At 71.5% G+C, this 14,371-nt stretch carries 11 protein-coding genes; 7 read left to right on the top strand and 4 right to left on the bottom strand.

What is annotated here, in order from left to right:
- The first annotated feature begins 3 nt into the window (after positions 1-3).
- Positions 4-2,811 carry an AAA family ATPase gene (locus AB0Q90_RS30005; RefSeq protein WP_363158535.1) on the top strand — a complete coding sequence of 936 codons (2,808 nt, stop codon included), beginning with the start codon at positions 4-6 and terminating at the stop codon, positions 2,809-2,811.
- 246 nt (positions 2,812-3,057) lie between these two features.
- On the top strand, positions 3,058-3,843 hold the full coding sequence (locus AB0Q90_RS30000) for a serine protease (protein ID WP_363158536.1): 786 nt from the start codon (positions 3,058-3,060) through the stop codon (positions 3,841-3,843).
- A 113-nt stretch (positions 3,844-3,956) separates the two neighbouring features.
- Here the strand turns inward: AB0Q90_RS30000 and AB0Q90_RS29995 are convergent, their stop codons facing one another.
- Positions 3,957-5,144, bottom strand: coding sequence for a winged helix DNA-binding domain-containing protein (locus AB0Q90_RS29995; protein ID WP_363158537.1), 1,188 nt, complete (start codon positions 5,142-5,144; stop codon positions 3,957-3,959).
- A 152-nt stretch (positions 5,145-5,296) separates the two neighbouring features.
- Between AB0Q90_RS29995 and AB0Q90_RS29990 the strand changes: the two genes are divergently transcribed.
- The 5 genes from AB0Q90_RS29990 to AB0Q90_RS29970 all read left to right on the top strand — a co-directional run bounded on the left by AB0Q90_RS29990 (position 5,297) and on the right by AB0Q90_RS29970 (position 10,708).
- Positions 5,297-6,463, top strand: a complete 1,167-nt coding sequence (locus AB0Q90_RS29990; protein WP_363158538.1) for a CorA family divalent cation transporter — start codon at positions 5,297-5,299, stop codon at positions 6,461-6,463.
- A 258-nt stretch (positions 6,464-6,721) separates the two neighbouring features.
- Positions 6,722-7,951 (top strand): FAD/NAD(P)-binding oxidoreductase, encoded by a 1,230-nt coding sequence (locus AB0Q90_RS29985; protein ID WP_363158539.1) that lies wholly within the window; start codon positions 6,722-6,724, stop codon positions 7,949-7,951.
- Positions 7,952-8,090: 139 nt separating this feature from the next.
- The gene (locus tag AB0Q90_RS29980; protein ID WP_363158540.1) at positions 8,091-9,476 is read left to right on the top strand and encodes an MBL fold metallo-hydrolase; all 1,386 of its coding nucleotides are present in this window, start codon (positions 8,091-8,093) and stop codon (positions 9,474-9,476) included.
- 224 nt (positions 9,477-9,700) lie between these two features.
- Positions 9,701-10,153: an OsmC family protein gene (locus AB0Q90_RS29975; RefSeq protein ID WP_363158541.1), complete on the top strand. Its 453-nt coding sequence runs from the start codon at positions 9,701-9,703 to the stop codon at positions 10,151-10,153.
- 147 nt (positions 10,154-10,300) lie between these two features.
- Positions 10,301-10,708, top strand: a complete 408-nt coding sequence (locus AB0Q90_RS29970; RefSeq protein WP_363158543.1) for a hypothetical protein — start codon at positions 10,301-10,303, stop codon at positions 10,706-10,708.
- Here AB0Q90_RS29970 and AB0Q90_RS29965 read toward each other — a convergent pair.
- The 3 genes from AB0Q90_RS29965 to AB0Q90_RS29955 are packed head-to-tail and all read right to left on the bottom strand — an operon-like array spanning position 10,667 to position 13,958.
- Entirely contained in the window at positions 10,667-11,140 is a 474-nt protein-coding gene (locus AB0Q90_RS29965) for an HIT family protein (RefSeq protein ID WP_363158544.1), read from the bottom strand. The genes AB0Q90_RS29970 and AB0Q90_RS29965 overlap by 42 nt on opposite strands.
- Positions 11,141-11,175: 35 nt before the next feature.
- Complete coding sequence (locus tag AB0Q90_RS29960) at positions 11,176-12,828, bottom strand: toll/interleukin-1 receptor domain-containing protein (protein ID WP_363158545.1); 1,653 nt, start codon at positions 12,826-12,828, stop codon at positions 11,176-11,178.
- A gap of 32 nt (positions 12,829-12,860) precedes the next feature.
- Entirely contained in the window at positions 12,861-13,958 is a 1,098-nt protein-coding gene (locus tag AB0Q90_RS29955) for a toll/interleukin-1 receptor domain-containing protein (protein WP_363158546.1), read from the bottom strand.
- Positions 13,959-14,371 lie beyond the last annotated feature (413 nt).

Raw genomic sequence — 14,371 nt, 5'->3', positions numbered from 1 at the left:
GCGGTGACCGTGCCACGGGACTTCCAGGAGCCTGCAAGATGCCGCCCCGACCTGGTCATCGGCCGGGAGGAACCGTTCACGGCCGCGCGCGGCCAACTCGCCCGTGGCGGCAGCGTCCTGCTGCACGGCCCCGCCGGAATAGGAAAGTCGACCGTCCTGCGGTCATTGGCCGCGGAATACGGCGCGGCGGCACGGACCGTGTTGCGCTGCTCGGCCACCGAGTCCGAATCCCATCTCCCCTTCCTCGCCCTCGCCGACCTTCTCGGCCTGGTCCTGGACGAGGTCTACGACAAGCTGCCCGCCGCCCAGCGCACCGCCCTGGAGTCGGCACTCACCGGCCGCGGCGAGTCCACCCTCCAGCGCGACGGCCTCGCGCTGCGTCTGGCCGTACTGTCCGCGCTGCGCGCCCTCGCCGCCGAGGGCCCCGTCCTCGTCGTCGCCGACGACCTCCAGTGGCTGGATCCGGCCAGCGCCGAACTCCTCGGCTTCGCCGCCCGGCGCCTCGGCGACACCCCGGTGCGGATGCTGTGCGCGGCCCGCACCCAGGAGCAGGAGTACGACCGCCATCTGCGCGCGGCCCCGCCCGACACCCTCGCCGTCCGGCTGGGCCCGCTCTCCCGCACCCAGGTCGCCGCACTGCTGGACCACCGCGGCTACACCGGCCTGCCCCGCTCCACCGTCCGGGACATCCACCGCACCAGCGGCGGCAATCCGCTGTTCGCGCTGGAGCTCGGCCGCGCCCTGGCCGAGAACCCGACCCCGCCCCGGCCGGGCGAGCCGCTGCCGGTGCCGACCTCGCTGCGCGCGCTGGTCCTCAGCCGGCTGGAGATGCTCTCGCCCGAGGCCCGCCACACCCTGCTCGTGGCCAGCGCCGGCGCCCGCCCCACGCTGTCCCTGCTGCACGCGGCCGGCCGCCGGGACGCCGAGGCGGAGACGGCCCGGGCCGCCGAACTCGGCCTGCTCGCCACGGAGCCGGAGGGTCCCGCCGTACGGTTCGCGCACCCGCTGATCTCGGCCGCGCTGTACGCGGAGGCGCCCGCGCAGGAGCGGCGGGCCGCGCACGCGGCGCTGTCCACGGCGGCCTCCGACCCGATCGAGCGGGCCCGCCACCTGGCGCTCGCGACCACCGGCACCGACCCGGAGGTGGCCGCCTCCCTGGCCGAGGCCGCCGCCCTCGCCCGGGACCGCGGGGCCCCGTCGGTGGCCGCCTCCCTCGGCGTGCTCGCCGCCCGGCACACTCCGGGCGAGGGCGGACCGAGCCCGGAGTGCCTGCGGCTTCAGGCAGCCGAGGACGCCATCACCGCCGGGGAACTCGACCTCGCCCGGGACATCGCCCGCGAGGTGCTGTCCCGGTCGACCGTGCCCGCGGACCGGGTGCGGGCCTGGATCACGGTGATCGAGACCGCCGGTCACGCCATGGCCGAGGTGGACGCCGTCTTCCCGCAGGCCCTGGCCGACGCGGGCGACGACCCCAAGCTGCTCGCCCTGATCCACTACCAGCTCACCTGGCGGGCCCTGCTGGTGGACGGCGACTTCGACCGCGCCCGGGAGGAGGCCGCCTACTCGGCGGAGCTGGCGGCGCGGGGCGGCGACCGGTACACCGAGCTGATGGCGCTCGCCTGCCAGGCCCAGATCGAGACCCTCATGGGCCACGCGGACGCCCCCATGACCATCAAGCGCGCGCTGAAGGAGCCCCAGGACCCGCGCGTGGCCTGCCATCACAACGGCGCCGGTTACGCCCGGTTCCGCTGGCTCGTCATGAGCGACCAGCTGCCCGAGGCGCGCGCCACCGTCACGGCGCTGCTGCGCGAGGTGCGGCGGCGCGGCTCGGTCGAGAGCGAGGTGCACTTCCTGCGCGGTCTCGCCGAGACCGAGCTGCGCACCGGGCACTGCGCCCGCGCCCTCGACCTGGCCCGGGAGAGCCTGCGGCTGGCCCGGGACACCGGGATCGGCGAGGTCGCCTCCGCCGTGCTCACCTCGCTCGCGGAGGCCTCGGGCGGAGACGTGGACCGGGCGCTGGCCCTGGCCCGGGAGGCCCTGGAGCACGCCGAGGAGAACGGCGACCAGATGTACGTCTCCCGCGCCCTGGCCGCCCTCGGTTACGCCCAGCTCGTGGCCGGCGACGCGCCCGCGGCGGTCGCCTCGCTGCGCCGGGTACGGGAGCTGGAGCTCGGCCTCGGCATCACCGACCCGGCCCGCGGCCGCTGGCACGGCGACCTCGTCGAGGCCCTTGTGCGGATCGGCGAGACGGACGAGGCGCAGGACATCGTCGACGTCACCCGCGAACATGCGCTGCGCCTCGGGCGGGAGAGCGTGCTGGCCGTGCTGGACCGGGCGGAGGCTCTGGTGCGGGCGGCGCGCGGCGACCGCGAGCGGGCCGCCGACCGGCTGACGTCGGTGCAGGACCGGCTCGCCAAGCTCGGCTACGGCCTGGAGGAGGCGCGGGCCGCCTTCGCCGCGGCGACCTTGCGCACCCGGCGGCCGGGGACCACCTCGTACGACGAGGCGGCGCGGCTGTTCCGGCGGTGCCGGGCGCTGCCCTGGCTGAGCCAGGTGGAGGCCGCCGCGGCGGCGCCCCCGGCCGACCCGGAGCCGACGCCCGCCGCCGCGCTCGACGCGCTGGACTCGCTCGCCTCGATGGAGCGTCAGGTCGCCGCGCTGGTCATGGAGGGCGCCACCAACCGGGAGATAGCCGCCCGGCTGTTCATCAGCGTCAAGACGGTGGAGGCGACCCTGACCCGGGTCTACCGCAAGTTGGGGATCCGATCGCGGGTGGACATCGTCAGACTGGCGGCGGGTCGCCCCAAGTGAGGCCGGATTCACTGGCACCGGGGGTTTGACCAGGGCCGACCGAGGGTTTTCCCTGCCCAACTCCCCTAGGGGGTTCCCTCATTGGGAAGGGCAGTCCCGGGTTCTAGCGTAGGGGCGTGCCGCTCGCCGGGCACACGGGGTCGGTCCCTCCCCCACTCTCGACTTCGCTCAAGCGGGGGGACCCCCACCCGTGCATCACCCCCCACACCCGCGCGACCCCCCACCGGCAACGCATCGAGGAGACTCATGTTCGGGCTCACCCGTGCCAGAAAGACCGCTGTCGCCCTGGCGGCCACCGCCGCCACCGCGCTCATCGGTCTCGCCCCCACAGCGACCGCCGCGCCCCAGCCCATCGTCGGCGGCAGCACGACCACGACGACCGCGTACCCGTTCATGATGCAGATCACGGACTCGTCCCAGAGCCAGTTCTGCGGCGGCACGCTCGTCTCGCCCACCAAGGTCGTCACCGCCGCCCACTGCATGGTCGGCGAGACCACCAGCAGCGTCCGCGTCGTCGGCGGCCGCACGTACCGCAACGGCACGAACGGCACGGTCAGCCGGGTCAGCAACATCTGGATCCACCCCAGCTACACGGACGCCACCAACGGCGACGACGTGGCCGTACTGACCCTGTCGACGTCCATGCCGTACACCACGGCGCCGTACGTCTCCTCCTCGCAGACCGGTGTGTACGCGGCCGGCACCACCGCCCGCATCATCGGCTGGGGCACCACCTCCTCGGGCGGCAGCTCCTCCAACCAGCTGCGGACGGCGACCGTGCCGATCGTCTCCGACTCCAGCTGTGCCGGTTCCTACGGTTCGGACTTCATCGCGTCCGACATGGTCTGCGCCGGATACACCTCCGGCGGCGTCGACACCTGCCAGGGCGACAGCGGCGGTCCCCTGCTCGTCGGGGGCGTCCTGGCAGGGATCACTTCCTGGGGCGAGGGCTGCGCGCTGGCCGGCTACCCCGGCGTCTACACCCGGCTGACCACCTTCTCCAGCCTGGTGACCGCGCAGGTCAACTCGTAACCCGGAAGAACTCCTGAGCCACCCCTCAGGTAAATGAACCAGGGGGCGTTGCGGGCCTCCACGAGCGGCTCGCAACGCCCCCTCTCCATGTTCGCGTCACCTGAACCGAGGCCTCAGCTTCTTACGCCGGTCCCGAACCGGATGTCGTACGCGTCCCCCGGGTGCATCACGGCCAGCATCCGCTCCCCCTCGGCGGCGACCTCGGCGCGCTGTGCCTTGGTCAGGGTGCCGAACGGCTCGACGAGAAGCGTCCGTTCCTGGAGCTTCCACACCCCGGCCAGGAAGCCGTCGACGAGGAGCGTGCAGTAGACCTGGTTGCCCTGCCAGGCACGGCCCCAGTACTCCGGCGGCACCACGCGGGTGCGGTCGGCGTGCGACAGCAGCAGGTTGTCGAACTCCGGGAGGAAGCGGGGCGGAGCCGGGGTGTCCGGGTCGGGGCGGGGCGCGTCGGGGAGGTCGAAGAGCTCCACCCCCTTCTCGTCACGAAAGGTGACCAGCCGCGGCCGCAGCCGCTCGAACGCCTCCCGCAGCCGGGTCAGCCCCGCCCAGGTCTGCATGTCCTTGACGGAGGCCGGGCCGAAGGCGGCGAGGTAGCGGAGGACGGTGTTGTCGGGGGTGGGGGTGGGGTGGGGGGCTTGGGCGTGCGCACTGCCATCGGGCGCGGGCGCCGGTTCGGTCGGACCGTCCTGCGCACTGCCACCGGCCGCGGAAACCGGCCCGACCGCCCGGCCCAGCCAGTGCTCGGCGGTGGTCAGGGTGACCTGGCCGCTGCGGCCCCACAGGCCGCGCGGGGTGACCTGGACGAGCGGGAGCAGGCAGCGGGCGGCGATGCCGAGGGCCTGCGGGTCGGCGTCCGGCCACTCGACGAGCAGCGCCTCGCGCAGCTGCTTCATGGTGCGGGGCTCGGCCTCGACGAGCTCCCGGGCGAGCCCGGCCAGCCGCTCCAGGTCGACGCCGTGGAGGCCCTTGCGGAAGAGGCCGAGTTCGCGCTCGCGGGCGGGCTGGACAAGGGGGCGCAGGGTGAGGCAGTCGTCGGCGGTGTGGGTGTGGATGGTCGAGCGCATGGTGACGATGCGGACGACCTCGCGGTCCGCCATCAGCCGCGACAGCTGCTCGGGGGCGAAGCCGTCGAGACGGGCGGCGAGCGCGTAGTACGGCGGCTTGACGTTCTGGGCCTGGAGGCCGAGCAGGTGCCCGACGGCGGTCTTCGCGTCGAGGTCCGCACGGCGCAGGAGCAGTTGCCGTTCGAGGGTCGCGCGGTTCAGGGCTCGGGGGCCGAGCACGGGGTCCGTCTTCGTCATGCTCCGCACGCTAGCGGGGCTTGCGGACGAGCACTGTCCGCAACTCGGCAATGCGTTGCGGGAGCGCTCCGCCCCCGATGCCGTTCGCCCCGTATACCCTGCTCCGTTACCCTGCTCCGTGATCACACGACGTCGGCCGAGAGGCAGCCACGATGTCCGAGCGACGCGCCCGCCCCGCCGCGAAGGGCTCCGCGAAGAACGCCAGGAAGTCCGTCTGGCGCCGCGCCCTGACCCCACCGGCCGCACCACCGCGGTCGGAGGCGCCCCCCGCCGCCGCGCGCACGGCCGAGCCGGAACCCATGAGCATCGTCCAGGCGGCCCTCTACCGCGACGGCGTCCGCGTCTCCTCCCCCGCCACCCTCGCCGAGACCTTCCGCGAGCTGCGCGATCAGCCGTCCGGCATGGCATGGATCGGCCTCGCCCGCCCGACCGAGTCCGAACTCCTCTCCCTGGCCGCCGAGTTCGACCTGCATCCGCTCTCCGTCGAGGACGCGATGGAGGCACACCAGCGCCCGAAGCTGGAGCGCTACGGCGAGACGCTCTTCGTCGTCCTGCGCGCGGCCCGCTACCTCGACGCGCCGGAGGAGGTCGACTTCGGCGAACTGCACGTCTTCGTCGGCCCCGACTTCGTGATCACGGTCCGGCACGGCGCGGCCCCCGACCTGTCGGCGGTCCGCCGCCGTATGGAGGAGACGCCGGAGCTGCTGAAACTCGGCCCGGAGGCGGTGCTCTACGCCATCCTCGACGCGGTGGTCGACGGCTACGCGCCGGTCGTCGCGGGCGTCCAGAACGACATCGACGAGATCGAGACCGAGGTGTTCGGCGGCGACCCCGCGGTCTCCCGCCGCATCTACGAACTCTCCCGCGAAATGGTCGAGTTCCAGCGCGCCACCCGTCCCCTGGTCGGCATGCTGCACGGCCTGATGGCGGGCTTCGCGAAGTACGGCACGGACGAGGAACTCCAGCGCTACCTCAGGGACGTCGCCGACCACGTCACCCACACCAGCGAACGCGTCGACGGCTTCCGCCAGGCCCTCACCGACATCCTCACCGTCAACGCCACCCTGGTCACCCAGCAACAGAACGCCGAGATGCGGGCGTTGGCGGAGGCGGGCTTCGAACAGAACGAGGAGATCAAGAAGATCTCGTCATGGGCGGCCATCCTGTTCGCGCCGACGCTGGTCGGGACGATCTACGGCATGAACTTCGACGACATGCCGGAGCTGGGCTGGCACTTCGGGTACCCCTTCGCGATCGGGCTGATGGGGGTCGTTTGCGTGAGTCTGTACCTGATCTTCAAGCGTCGGGACTGGCTCTAGGGCGCAGGATCGCCGCAGAAAGCGACACCTCGGCCAGGTTCGCCCGGGGCGTCCCCCTCCGGGTATTTGCCTGACAGGCAAATACCCCCTGGGGTATTTGACGGGCCTTCTGGAATCGCCGTACCCTCGCCGACAGCACACCCCAGGGGGTATTTGAGGAGGCAACGAACGGCTCGGGACGTGGCACGGGAGACGTTCGCCGGCACCCGACCCCCTCGCGCATGACGCTCGCATCAGGCAGGAGGAAGGAGATCCGCCTTGGCCGCCACCCCCTCCCCCAACGACGCACCACCGTCCGGCCGTTACCGCGTCGCCGTCATCGGCGGCGGGAGCGCCGGCATCAGTGTCGCCGCACGTCTGCGCCGGGCCGGCGTCGCCGGCATCGCGCTCGTGGAACCGTCCGGCACCCATTGGTATCAGCCGCTGTGGACCCTGGTCGGTGGAGGTCAGGCGGATCTGCGTTCCTCCCGCCGTCCCGAGGGGTCCGTCATTCCCGACGGCGTGCGCTGGATTCGGCGACGGGCGCTGGCCGTTGACCCCGAGGCCCGTACGGTGGCGCTCTCGGGCGGCGGTGAACTGGCCTACGAATACCTGGTGCTGGCGCCCGGCCTGCAACTCGACTGGGCCGGTGTGCCGGGCCTGGCCGAAGCGGTCGGTCATGGCGGGGTGAGCAGCAACTACGCACCCGAGTACGCCCCGCGGACCTGGGACCTCATCCGGCGCACCCGCTCGGGCACGGCCGTGTTCACGCATCCGGCCACGCCGCTGAAGTGCGGCGGAGCCCCACAGAAGATCGCGTATCTGGCCGCGGACCACTGGCGCAAACAGAAGGTCCTCGACCGGATGCGGATCGTCCTCGTCCTGCCTGACCCGGTGATGTTCAAGGTGCCCGCCTGGTCGCAGGTGCTGGAGAAGGTCGCCGCCCGCTACGGCATCGAGGTGCGGCTGCGCTCGGAGATGACGGCCGTCGACGGCGACGCACGCACGGTCACCCTCACGGACCATGCCACCGGCACCGAGGAGACCCTCGGCTACGACCTCCTGCACGCCGTCCCGCCGCAGAGCGCACCCGACTGGCTCAGAAGGGGCCCGCTCGCCGACCCCGCCAGCCCGCAGGGGTTCGTCGCCGCGGACAAGCGCACCCTGCAACACCCGTACCACGCCAACGTCTTCGCGGTCGGCGACGTGGCGAACCTGCCCACCTCCAAGACCGGCGCGGCCGTACGCAAGCAGGCTCCGGTCGTGGCCGCCAACCTGGTCGACGTCATGAACGGCCGTTCCCCGTCCCGCCGTTACGACGGCTACACCTCCTGCCCGCTGGTGACCGCCCGCGACCGGATGCTGCTGGCCGAGTTCGACTACGACCTCAAGCCCGCGCCCAGCTTCCCGCTGATCGACACGTTCAAGGAGCGCCGGGACATGTGGGTGTTCAAGCGCTACATCCTGCCGCCGGTGTACTGGCACGGCATGCTCACCGGCCGCCTCTGACCGGTCGGCCCGGGCGTCCCCCGGCCCGGGCCGACCACCGCCCCCACCATGACCAGGCCCTCGGCGGCCCATCGACTCCTGAATACCCCCCGGGGTATTCAACCGTCAACCGGCTCTCTTCCGACGCGGAGGTCACCCGATGTTCTTCGCCCAGTACTACCTCGACTGCCTCTCCCAGGCGTCGTACATGATCGCCGACGAGACGACCGGCAAGGCGGTGGTCGTCGATCCCCGCCGTGACGTCTCCGAGTACCTCGCCGACGCCGAGACCCACGGTTTCACCGTCGAGGCCGTCCTCAACACCCACTTCCACGCCGACTTCCTCGCCGGCCATCTGGAACTGGCCGCCCTCACCGGCGCCTGGATCGGCTACGGACGGCGCGCCGAGGCCGAGTACCCCATCCGCAAGCTGGCCGACGGCGAGCGGATCCGTCTCGGCGAGGTCACCCTCCGGATCCTCGAAACCCCCGGCCACACCCCGGAGTCGATCAGCATCCTGGTGTACGAGCATGCCGCCGACACCGTTCCCTACGGCGTCCTCACCGGAGACGCGCTGTTCATCGGCGACGTGGGCCGTCCCGACCTGCTCGCGTCGATCGGCGTCACCGCCGACGAACTCGGCCGGATGCTTCACGACAGCATCCAGCACAAGCTGATGGGCCTGCCCGACGCCGTGCGGGTGTTCCCCGCGCACGGCGCCGGATCCGCGTGCGGCAAGAACCTCTCCACGCGGCGGCAGTCCACCATCGGCGAGCAGCGCGCCACCAACTACGCCTGCCGGCCGATGAGCGAGGAGCAGTTCCTCGGGCTGGTGACCGCGGGACAGCCCTCCGCGCCCGCCTATTTCGTCTACGACGCCCTGCTCAACCGCAAGGAACACGGCCTGTTCAACGCGGCCGCGGCACCGCGACCGCTGTCCGTCGCGGAGTTCATGGAGCGGCGCGCGGCCGGAGCGGTCGTGCTGGACGCACGCTCCCCGCAGGACTTCGCCCCGGGACATCTGCGCGGCTCGGTCAACGTGCCCGCCGACGGACGCTTCGCCGAGCAGGCCGGCATGGTCGTCGGCCCGGAGGAGGAGGTCGTGGTGGTCGCGCCGCAGGACCGGGAGGAGGAAATCGTCACCCGGCTGGCCCGGATCGGCTTCGACAGGGTCGGCGGCTACTTGCGCGAACCCGAGGGCGCCTTCCCGGCGTTGGCGCGGGAGATGGCCCAGGCGAGCCGCCTGACCGCGGACGAGCTGCGCCGGCTGCTGGACGGCGCGGAGCCTCCGCTCGTGCTGGACGTGCGCAACGCCGCCGAACGCGAAGAGGGCTGCATCGACGGCTCGTTGCACATCCCGCTGGCCGAACTGGCCCGCCGCGCCGACGAGATCCCGGCCGGCCGGCCCCTGGTCGTCCACTGCGCGGGCGGCCACCGCTCCTCCGTCGCCGCCAGTCTGCTCCGCCACCGGGGCCGCACCGACGTCTCCGACCTCCTCGGCGGCCACGGCGCCTGGGTCGCCCGTACGACCCCGGCCGACGTCTGATCCCGCGCACTCCGCGCGGCAGGACGGCGAACCCGATCACCCTCCACGAACCCGCTCATCCGCCACGAACCCGCTGGAGGAATACCCGGCAGGGTATATCGGCGGGGCCCCGCACACGAGGGCCGAACGGCCCCCGCCGCACCCTGTCGGCCTCTCGATCCACAGCCCCGTCCGCGGTCGACTGGAATCCGGCAGAGGTCGACGTCGACGAGAAGGGCCCGGCCATGACCGGCACCGCACCGCAGAAGCTGAACACGAACCAGCCGCACGACGCCGAAGTGCACCGCCTGGAGGTCACCCACGTCGAGCACGACGCCTACGCCGTGGACATCCGCGGCCACCACCTCCGGGTCGACCAGCCGATCGAGGCGGGCGGCACGGACACCGCGCCCACCCCCACCGAGCTGTTCGCCGCGTCGCTGGCCACCTGCGTCGCCTTCTACGCGGGCCGCTACCTCCACCGCCACGGACTGCCCCGCACCGGACTGCGGGTCCGTACGGAATTCACCATGGCCGCCGACCGCCCGGCCCGGGTCACCGCGCTGCGCGTCGTGGTCGTCCCGCCGCCGGAGCTCCCCGAGCGGCGCCGGGACGCGCTGCTGGCCGTGGCCTCGCACTGCACGGTCCACAACACCCTTCAGCAGCCACCCGCCGTCACCGTCGAGCTGGAGCCGTGAGCAGGGCCCCGGCGAAGATCGCGCAGCCGCTGCTGGAGCACATCCGGAGCGGGCCGCGCACCGCGGAGGAGCTTCTCGCCCTGCGACCGGCCCGCACAACTGACTAAGCTTCCCGGAAGGGGAGTTGACGGTGCGTTGGGGGGACCAATGTCCGAACTGGACGACGGCCGGATCCGGCATCTGGAGCTGATCCAGACGATCGTGGCCCGGATGGGCAACAACTCGTTCCTGATCAAGGGCTGGTCCCTGACGGTCACCGGCGCGCTCCTCGCCTACGCCGTCGGGAACGACGAGAACGCGATCGCGGTCGTGAGCTTCATCCCCGTACTGGCCTTCTGGCTCCTGGACGGCTACTTCCTCTACCAGGAGCGACTGTTCCGGCGCCTGTACGACAGGGTGCGGGACTCCGCGAACGCGATCCAGCCGTTCAGCATGGACACGGCCCCGGGCAAGGAGCCCCAGGGCCTGCTGAAGGCGGCCGTCTCCCCCACCCTGTCCTGCTTCTACGGAGGCCTAGTCCTGGCCCAGGTGTTCGCGCTGCTGTTCGTGCTGTGACGCCAACTCCGCGCGCAGCCGCCGCGCCGAGTCGTCCAGCAGCTCCGGCTCCTCCTCGCCCTTCTCCGGCCAGATCCGCGGCATCCGGTCACCCTCGTAGCGCGGTACGACATGGACGTGCAGATGGGGCACGGACTGCGTGGCGACCGCCCCGGACGACTGGATGACGTTCAGCCCCTCGGGACGGTGAACGGCCCGCACCGCGTGGGCGGCCCTGAGCACCGCGGCCCCGACCGCCGCCGCCGTCTTCTCGTCGAGGCCCCAGATGTCCCCGACATGGCGCCGGGGCACGACGAGCACATGCCCGGGGTGCACCGGGTTGAGGGGCAGGAAGGTGAGGGTGTCCGGGGTGTCGGCGACGATGCGGGCCGGTTCGGAGCCGGCGGCGATCCCGCAGAAGACGCAGTCGGTGTCGTGGTGATCGGGTTTCATGGGTCGACGATAGGCGTCCGGGCCGGGTGCGGCGCTCAGCGACCGCGGGGGTTGACGTCGGCGAACGCCAGGGGAAGATCCAGTACCGCGTCCCGGTCGAGGTGAGGCAGCTGTGTGTCGGCCAGGGCGACCATGGCCTTGGCGAAGTGGGTCACGAAGTCCTGGAGCTTTTCTGCCTTGTGGTCCTCCATCAGGTCGTAGACGTCCGCGCGGAGCGCCTCCTGTTCGTCCCCCAGTACGAAGTGTTGGTAGGGCTCGAAGTCCTTCGGTATCTTCCAGGACCTGCTCGTCGGCCTGATCCAGAACACCGGCATGATCGCGACCGGTTCCTGGCCCGGTGCCGCGTTGACGCTGTCGATGCGGTGCTTCATGACGGCCCACTCGCGCCGGCACCACGTGCTGTGGAAGTAGTCCTTGGTGATCAGGGGAACCAGCACTCTCGTGGTACGGATCGCCTCGATCATCCGCGGCTGCCACTGCGCCCCGTGCTGCGTGGTCTGGTCGAAGAATCCGGCGTCCGCCTCCGGTATCCCGAGCCGGTCCGCGACCTGGCGGGCGACCATCCGGTGGAAGCGCCGCACCTTGGCACTGTAGGACTCCCGGTTGAGCCAGCTGGTGAAGAAGTAGCACGAGACCTCCGCGGCCGGTGTCGCCGAAGGTGTCTGCGGGGCACCGGGCCAGCGCTCCGCCAGCTTGTCGACGATCTGCCGCACGTTACTGGCTTGGTCCCAGCCGTCCCCGAACTCGACCGTCTCCGTCATGAGGGTGTCGGCCAGCGCCCGCAGCAGAAGGGGCTTGGGCTCCTGGAACGCCAGGTCCAGCACCTGGTCCACTCGCTCACCCATGGACAGCTCAACAACCAGCTTGTCGTCCAGCAAGGCGCCCGTGTGAGCCCGAAGGGCCGTGATCCAGCGCCGGAACCTGTCGTTGTTGAGGCACACCACCGACTGCAGGATGTTGGTTCTGAGGCTGGTGCGGTCGGAGACCTCGGCCTGGCGCTGGCCCGGCAGTTGCGGCACCGGTGGCGACGGCTCGGCGGGCGGGGGCGCCATCCGGGCGATGCCGGTGAGGGCGACGAACTGTTCCACGGTGGCGACGCCGGCACGGACGGCTTCACCAACGCGCACGATCTGCTTCGGGTGTCCTTCGAAGAAGCCCGCCAGCCTTTCGGCCTGGGGCGGTTCGAGCTCTGCCACCTGCCGGAGCAGGCCGACGGTGTCGTCGGGGGTGAGCGGCCCCACGCAGACCCGGGCCTTGGGATCCCAGGAGCCGGTGTGCCGCGAGGCGACCAGAACGCGTGCATTGCCTGCCGGGAAGTGCTGCCGGACGGCGTCCGGCTTCGCCACGTTGTCGTAGATGTAGAGCCAGGTGGCCACGGAGGGTTCGGCCAGCGGCACTTTCAGGACTTCCTCGTACCTCTCCCGCAGTCTGTCCAGTTCCGCCGCAAGGCGAGCCGCCAGTTCCTCCGGCTCCGGTTCCCCTCCGCAGTCAAAACGCCACGCCACCTCGTAGTGCCGGGTGTAGCGAAGGCCGTAGCCGAGGGCCAGCTGTGAAGTGCCGTAACCGTGCGGTCGTTTCTTCGGGTCATGCACCAGTACGGCTCGGTGCTCCATGAGCAGCCGATGCGTGTCCTCGATCTCGTCGTCGCGGCCGAGGAACGGAGCTGCCAGCGGAGGGAGGTTGGTCACCTGCGGCGGCTCTGTCGCGCGTCTCGGCGGGGTCACCGGCCGCCCCCGCGCTCCTCCGACCGCTGCGATGCCTCGGGCAGCACCTCGTCGATCAACTGCTCGGCCTCGGCGAGGTCCGCCCCGGCCAGTACGACGACCTCCGCGCCCCGGACGAGCAGCGGCCGGGGCGCCCCGTCGATCTGCACGAACACCGGCAGCGTCGCCCGGTCGGGCGGTTCACGGAAGGCGTCGGCCCACTCCGCGGGCTCCGTCTCCCTGGCGGAGAAGTAACTGCGCGAGAAGATGACCAGCACGCGCTCTGCCACGGCACGCGCCCCCCTGACCGTCTCGCGGAGACTCTCGCCGGCCACCCGCCACCGCCGCAGTGTGACCTCGTGCCCCCGTTCCTTCAGCACCTCCGACATCCAGTCGGCCCAGGGCTGGTCGGCTCCCACATAACTGATGGCGACCGAGCCCCGTTCGCGTTCCGGGGTTTCGGGCCCCGCGATGTCGGCCCAACGGAGAGGCCATCCTTCTGCGCCTGTCTCCGCGGGCTGCCCGGCTTCGGTCACACTCTCGCCGAAGGCGGGTTCCAGCGTACGTGCGTCGGCCACGTCCAGCCGTTCGAGTTCCGTACGCCCCGCCTCCGCAATGGCCTTGGCCAACTGCTCGACGAGACCGTAATAACGTACTCCGGCGTCCGCCTCCGCCTCCGTCGCGGCGAGCAGGGACTCCAGTCCGTCCTGCCTCAGCCAGTCGAAGGGACTGGGCTGCTCCACCGTGTTCCGTACGGATTCCGGCACTTCATCGCCCTCACGCATGGGCTTCCAGCACAGCGGAATCAGACAGCCGCTCGCCGACATGCCCGAGGAGTCCTCGTGGTGCCGCATCCGCAGCCGCATGACGGACCATTCCAGGCCCGCCCCGCGATCTCTGAAGTACTTGGGCGAGTACAGCGCAAGCATCACTCCGGCCCTGGTCACATCGCCGTCGCGGGCCGACTCGGGCTCCATGAGCGCACCGAGGACGCCGCTGACCCCGAACCCTTCCTGGACCCGCAACTGGTACTCCAGGTCAGTGTGGAAGCGGGTCAGCGTGCGCCAGCCGTCGGCACGTACACAACTCGTATAGAAGAAAGCGGCTGGATCCACGCGCCCCTCACAAGCTACGCCGGACGGTCCGGCAGGACGGACATTCGCGCAGACTCGGTCGAAACAGATGGCCGGTCGGTCAGCGGCGGCTCCTCTGAGGCCGGTTCACCCTCCCTCAACACATCCGAGGATAGGCTTGCTCGGCTCCGGTCGATACACTCTCAGGTGTCTGGCAGGAGCGTTCGGCAAGCGCACCGAGGCATTCACTAGCGGGGGACGAGCGGCCCGAGGAATCACGAGTCCCGGACTGTATCAGGAACCACGCAACTCCCCCTGAATCCCGAGTGCTTGGCCGGACCGTCCTGGTCGGAGTCCGCGTATCGCGGAGCCGGGACAGTCGGGGGTCGGGGGGAGCCTGCGCGATGGGACGTGAGGCGGCACAGCACACGGCACACGGTCTGGCGTTAGCCGCG

The organism is Streptomyces sp. NPDC079141, assembly GCF_040686775.1.
Lineage (GTDB): Bacteria > Actinomycetota > Actinomycetes > Streptomycetales > Streptomycetaceae > Streptomyces.
Note: the sequence above shows the minus strand (reverse complement) of the source record. Positions and strands in the feature narration are given on the sequence as shown.

Bases quoted from the DNA above. Each gene is read 5' to 3' on its own strand.
- AB0Q90_RS30000 (WP_363158536.1), top strand. From the start codon at position 3,058: ATGTTCGGGCTCACCCGTGCCAGAAAGACCGCTGTCGCCCTGGCGGCC.
- AB0Q90_RS29995 (WP_363158537.1), bottom strand. From the start codon at position 5,144: ATGACGAAGACGGACCCCGTGCTCGGCCCCCGAGCCCTGAACCGCGCG.
- AB0Q90_RS29970 (WP_363158543.1), top strand. From the start codon at position 10,301: ATGTCCGAACTGGACGACGGCCGGATCCGGCATCTGGAGCTGATCCAG.
- AB0Q90_RS29980 (WP_363158540.1), top strand. From the start codon at position 8,091: ATGTTCTTCGCCCAGTACTACCTCGACTGCCTCTCCCAGGCGTCGTAC.
- AB0Q90_RS29965 (WP_363158544.1), bottom strand. From the start codon at position 11,140: ATGAAACCCGATCACCACGACACCGACTGCGTCTTCTGCGGGATCGCC.
- AB0Q90_RS29975 (WP_363158541.1), top strand. From the start codon at position 9,701: ATGACCGGCACCGCACCGCAGAAGCTGAACACGAACCAGCCGCACGAC.
- AB0Q90_RS29990 (WP_363158538.1), top strand. From the start codon at position 5,297: ATGTCCGAGCGACGCGCCCGCCCCGCCGCGAAGGGCTCCGCGAAGAAC.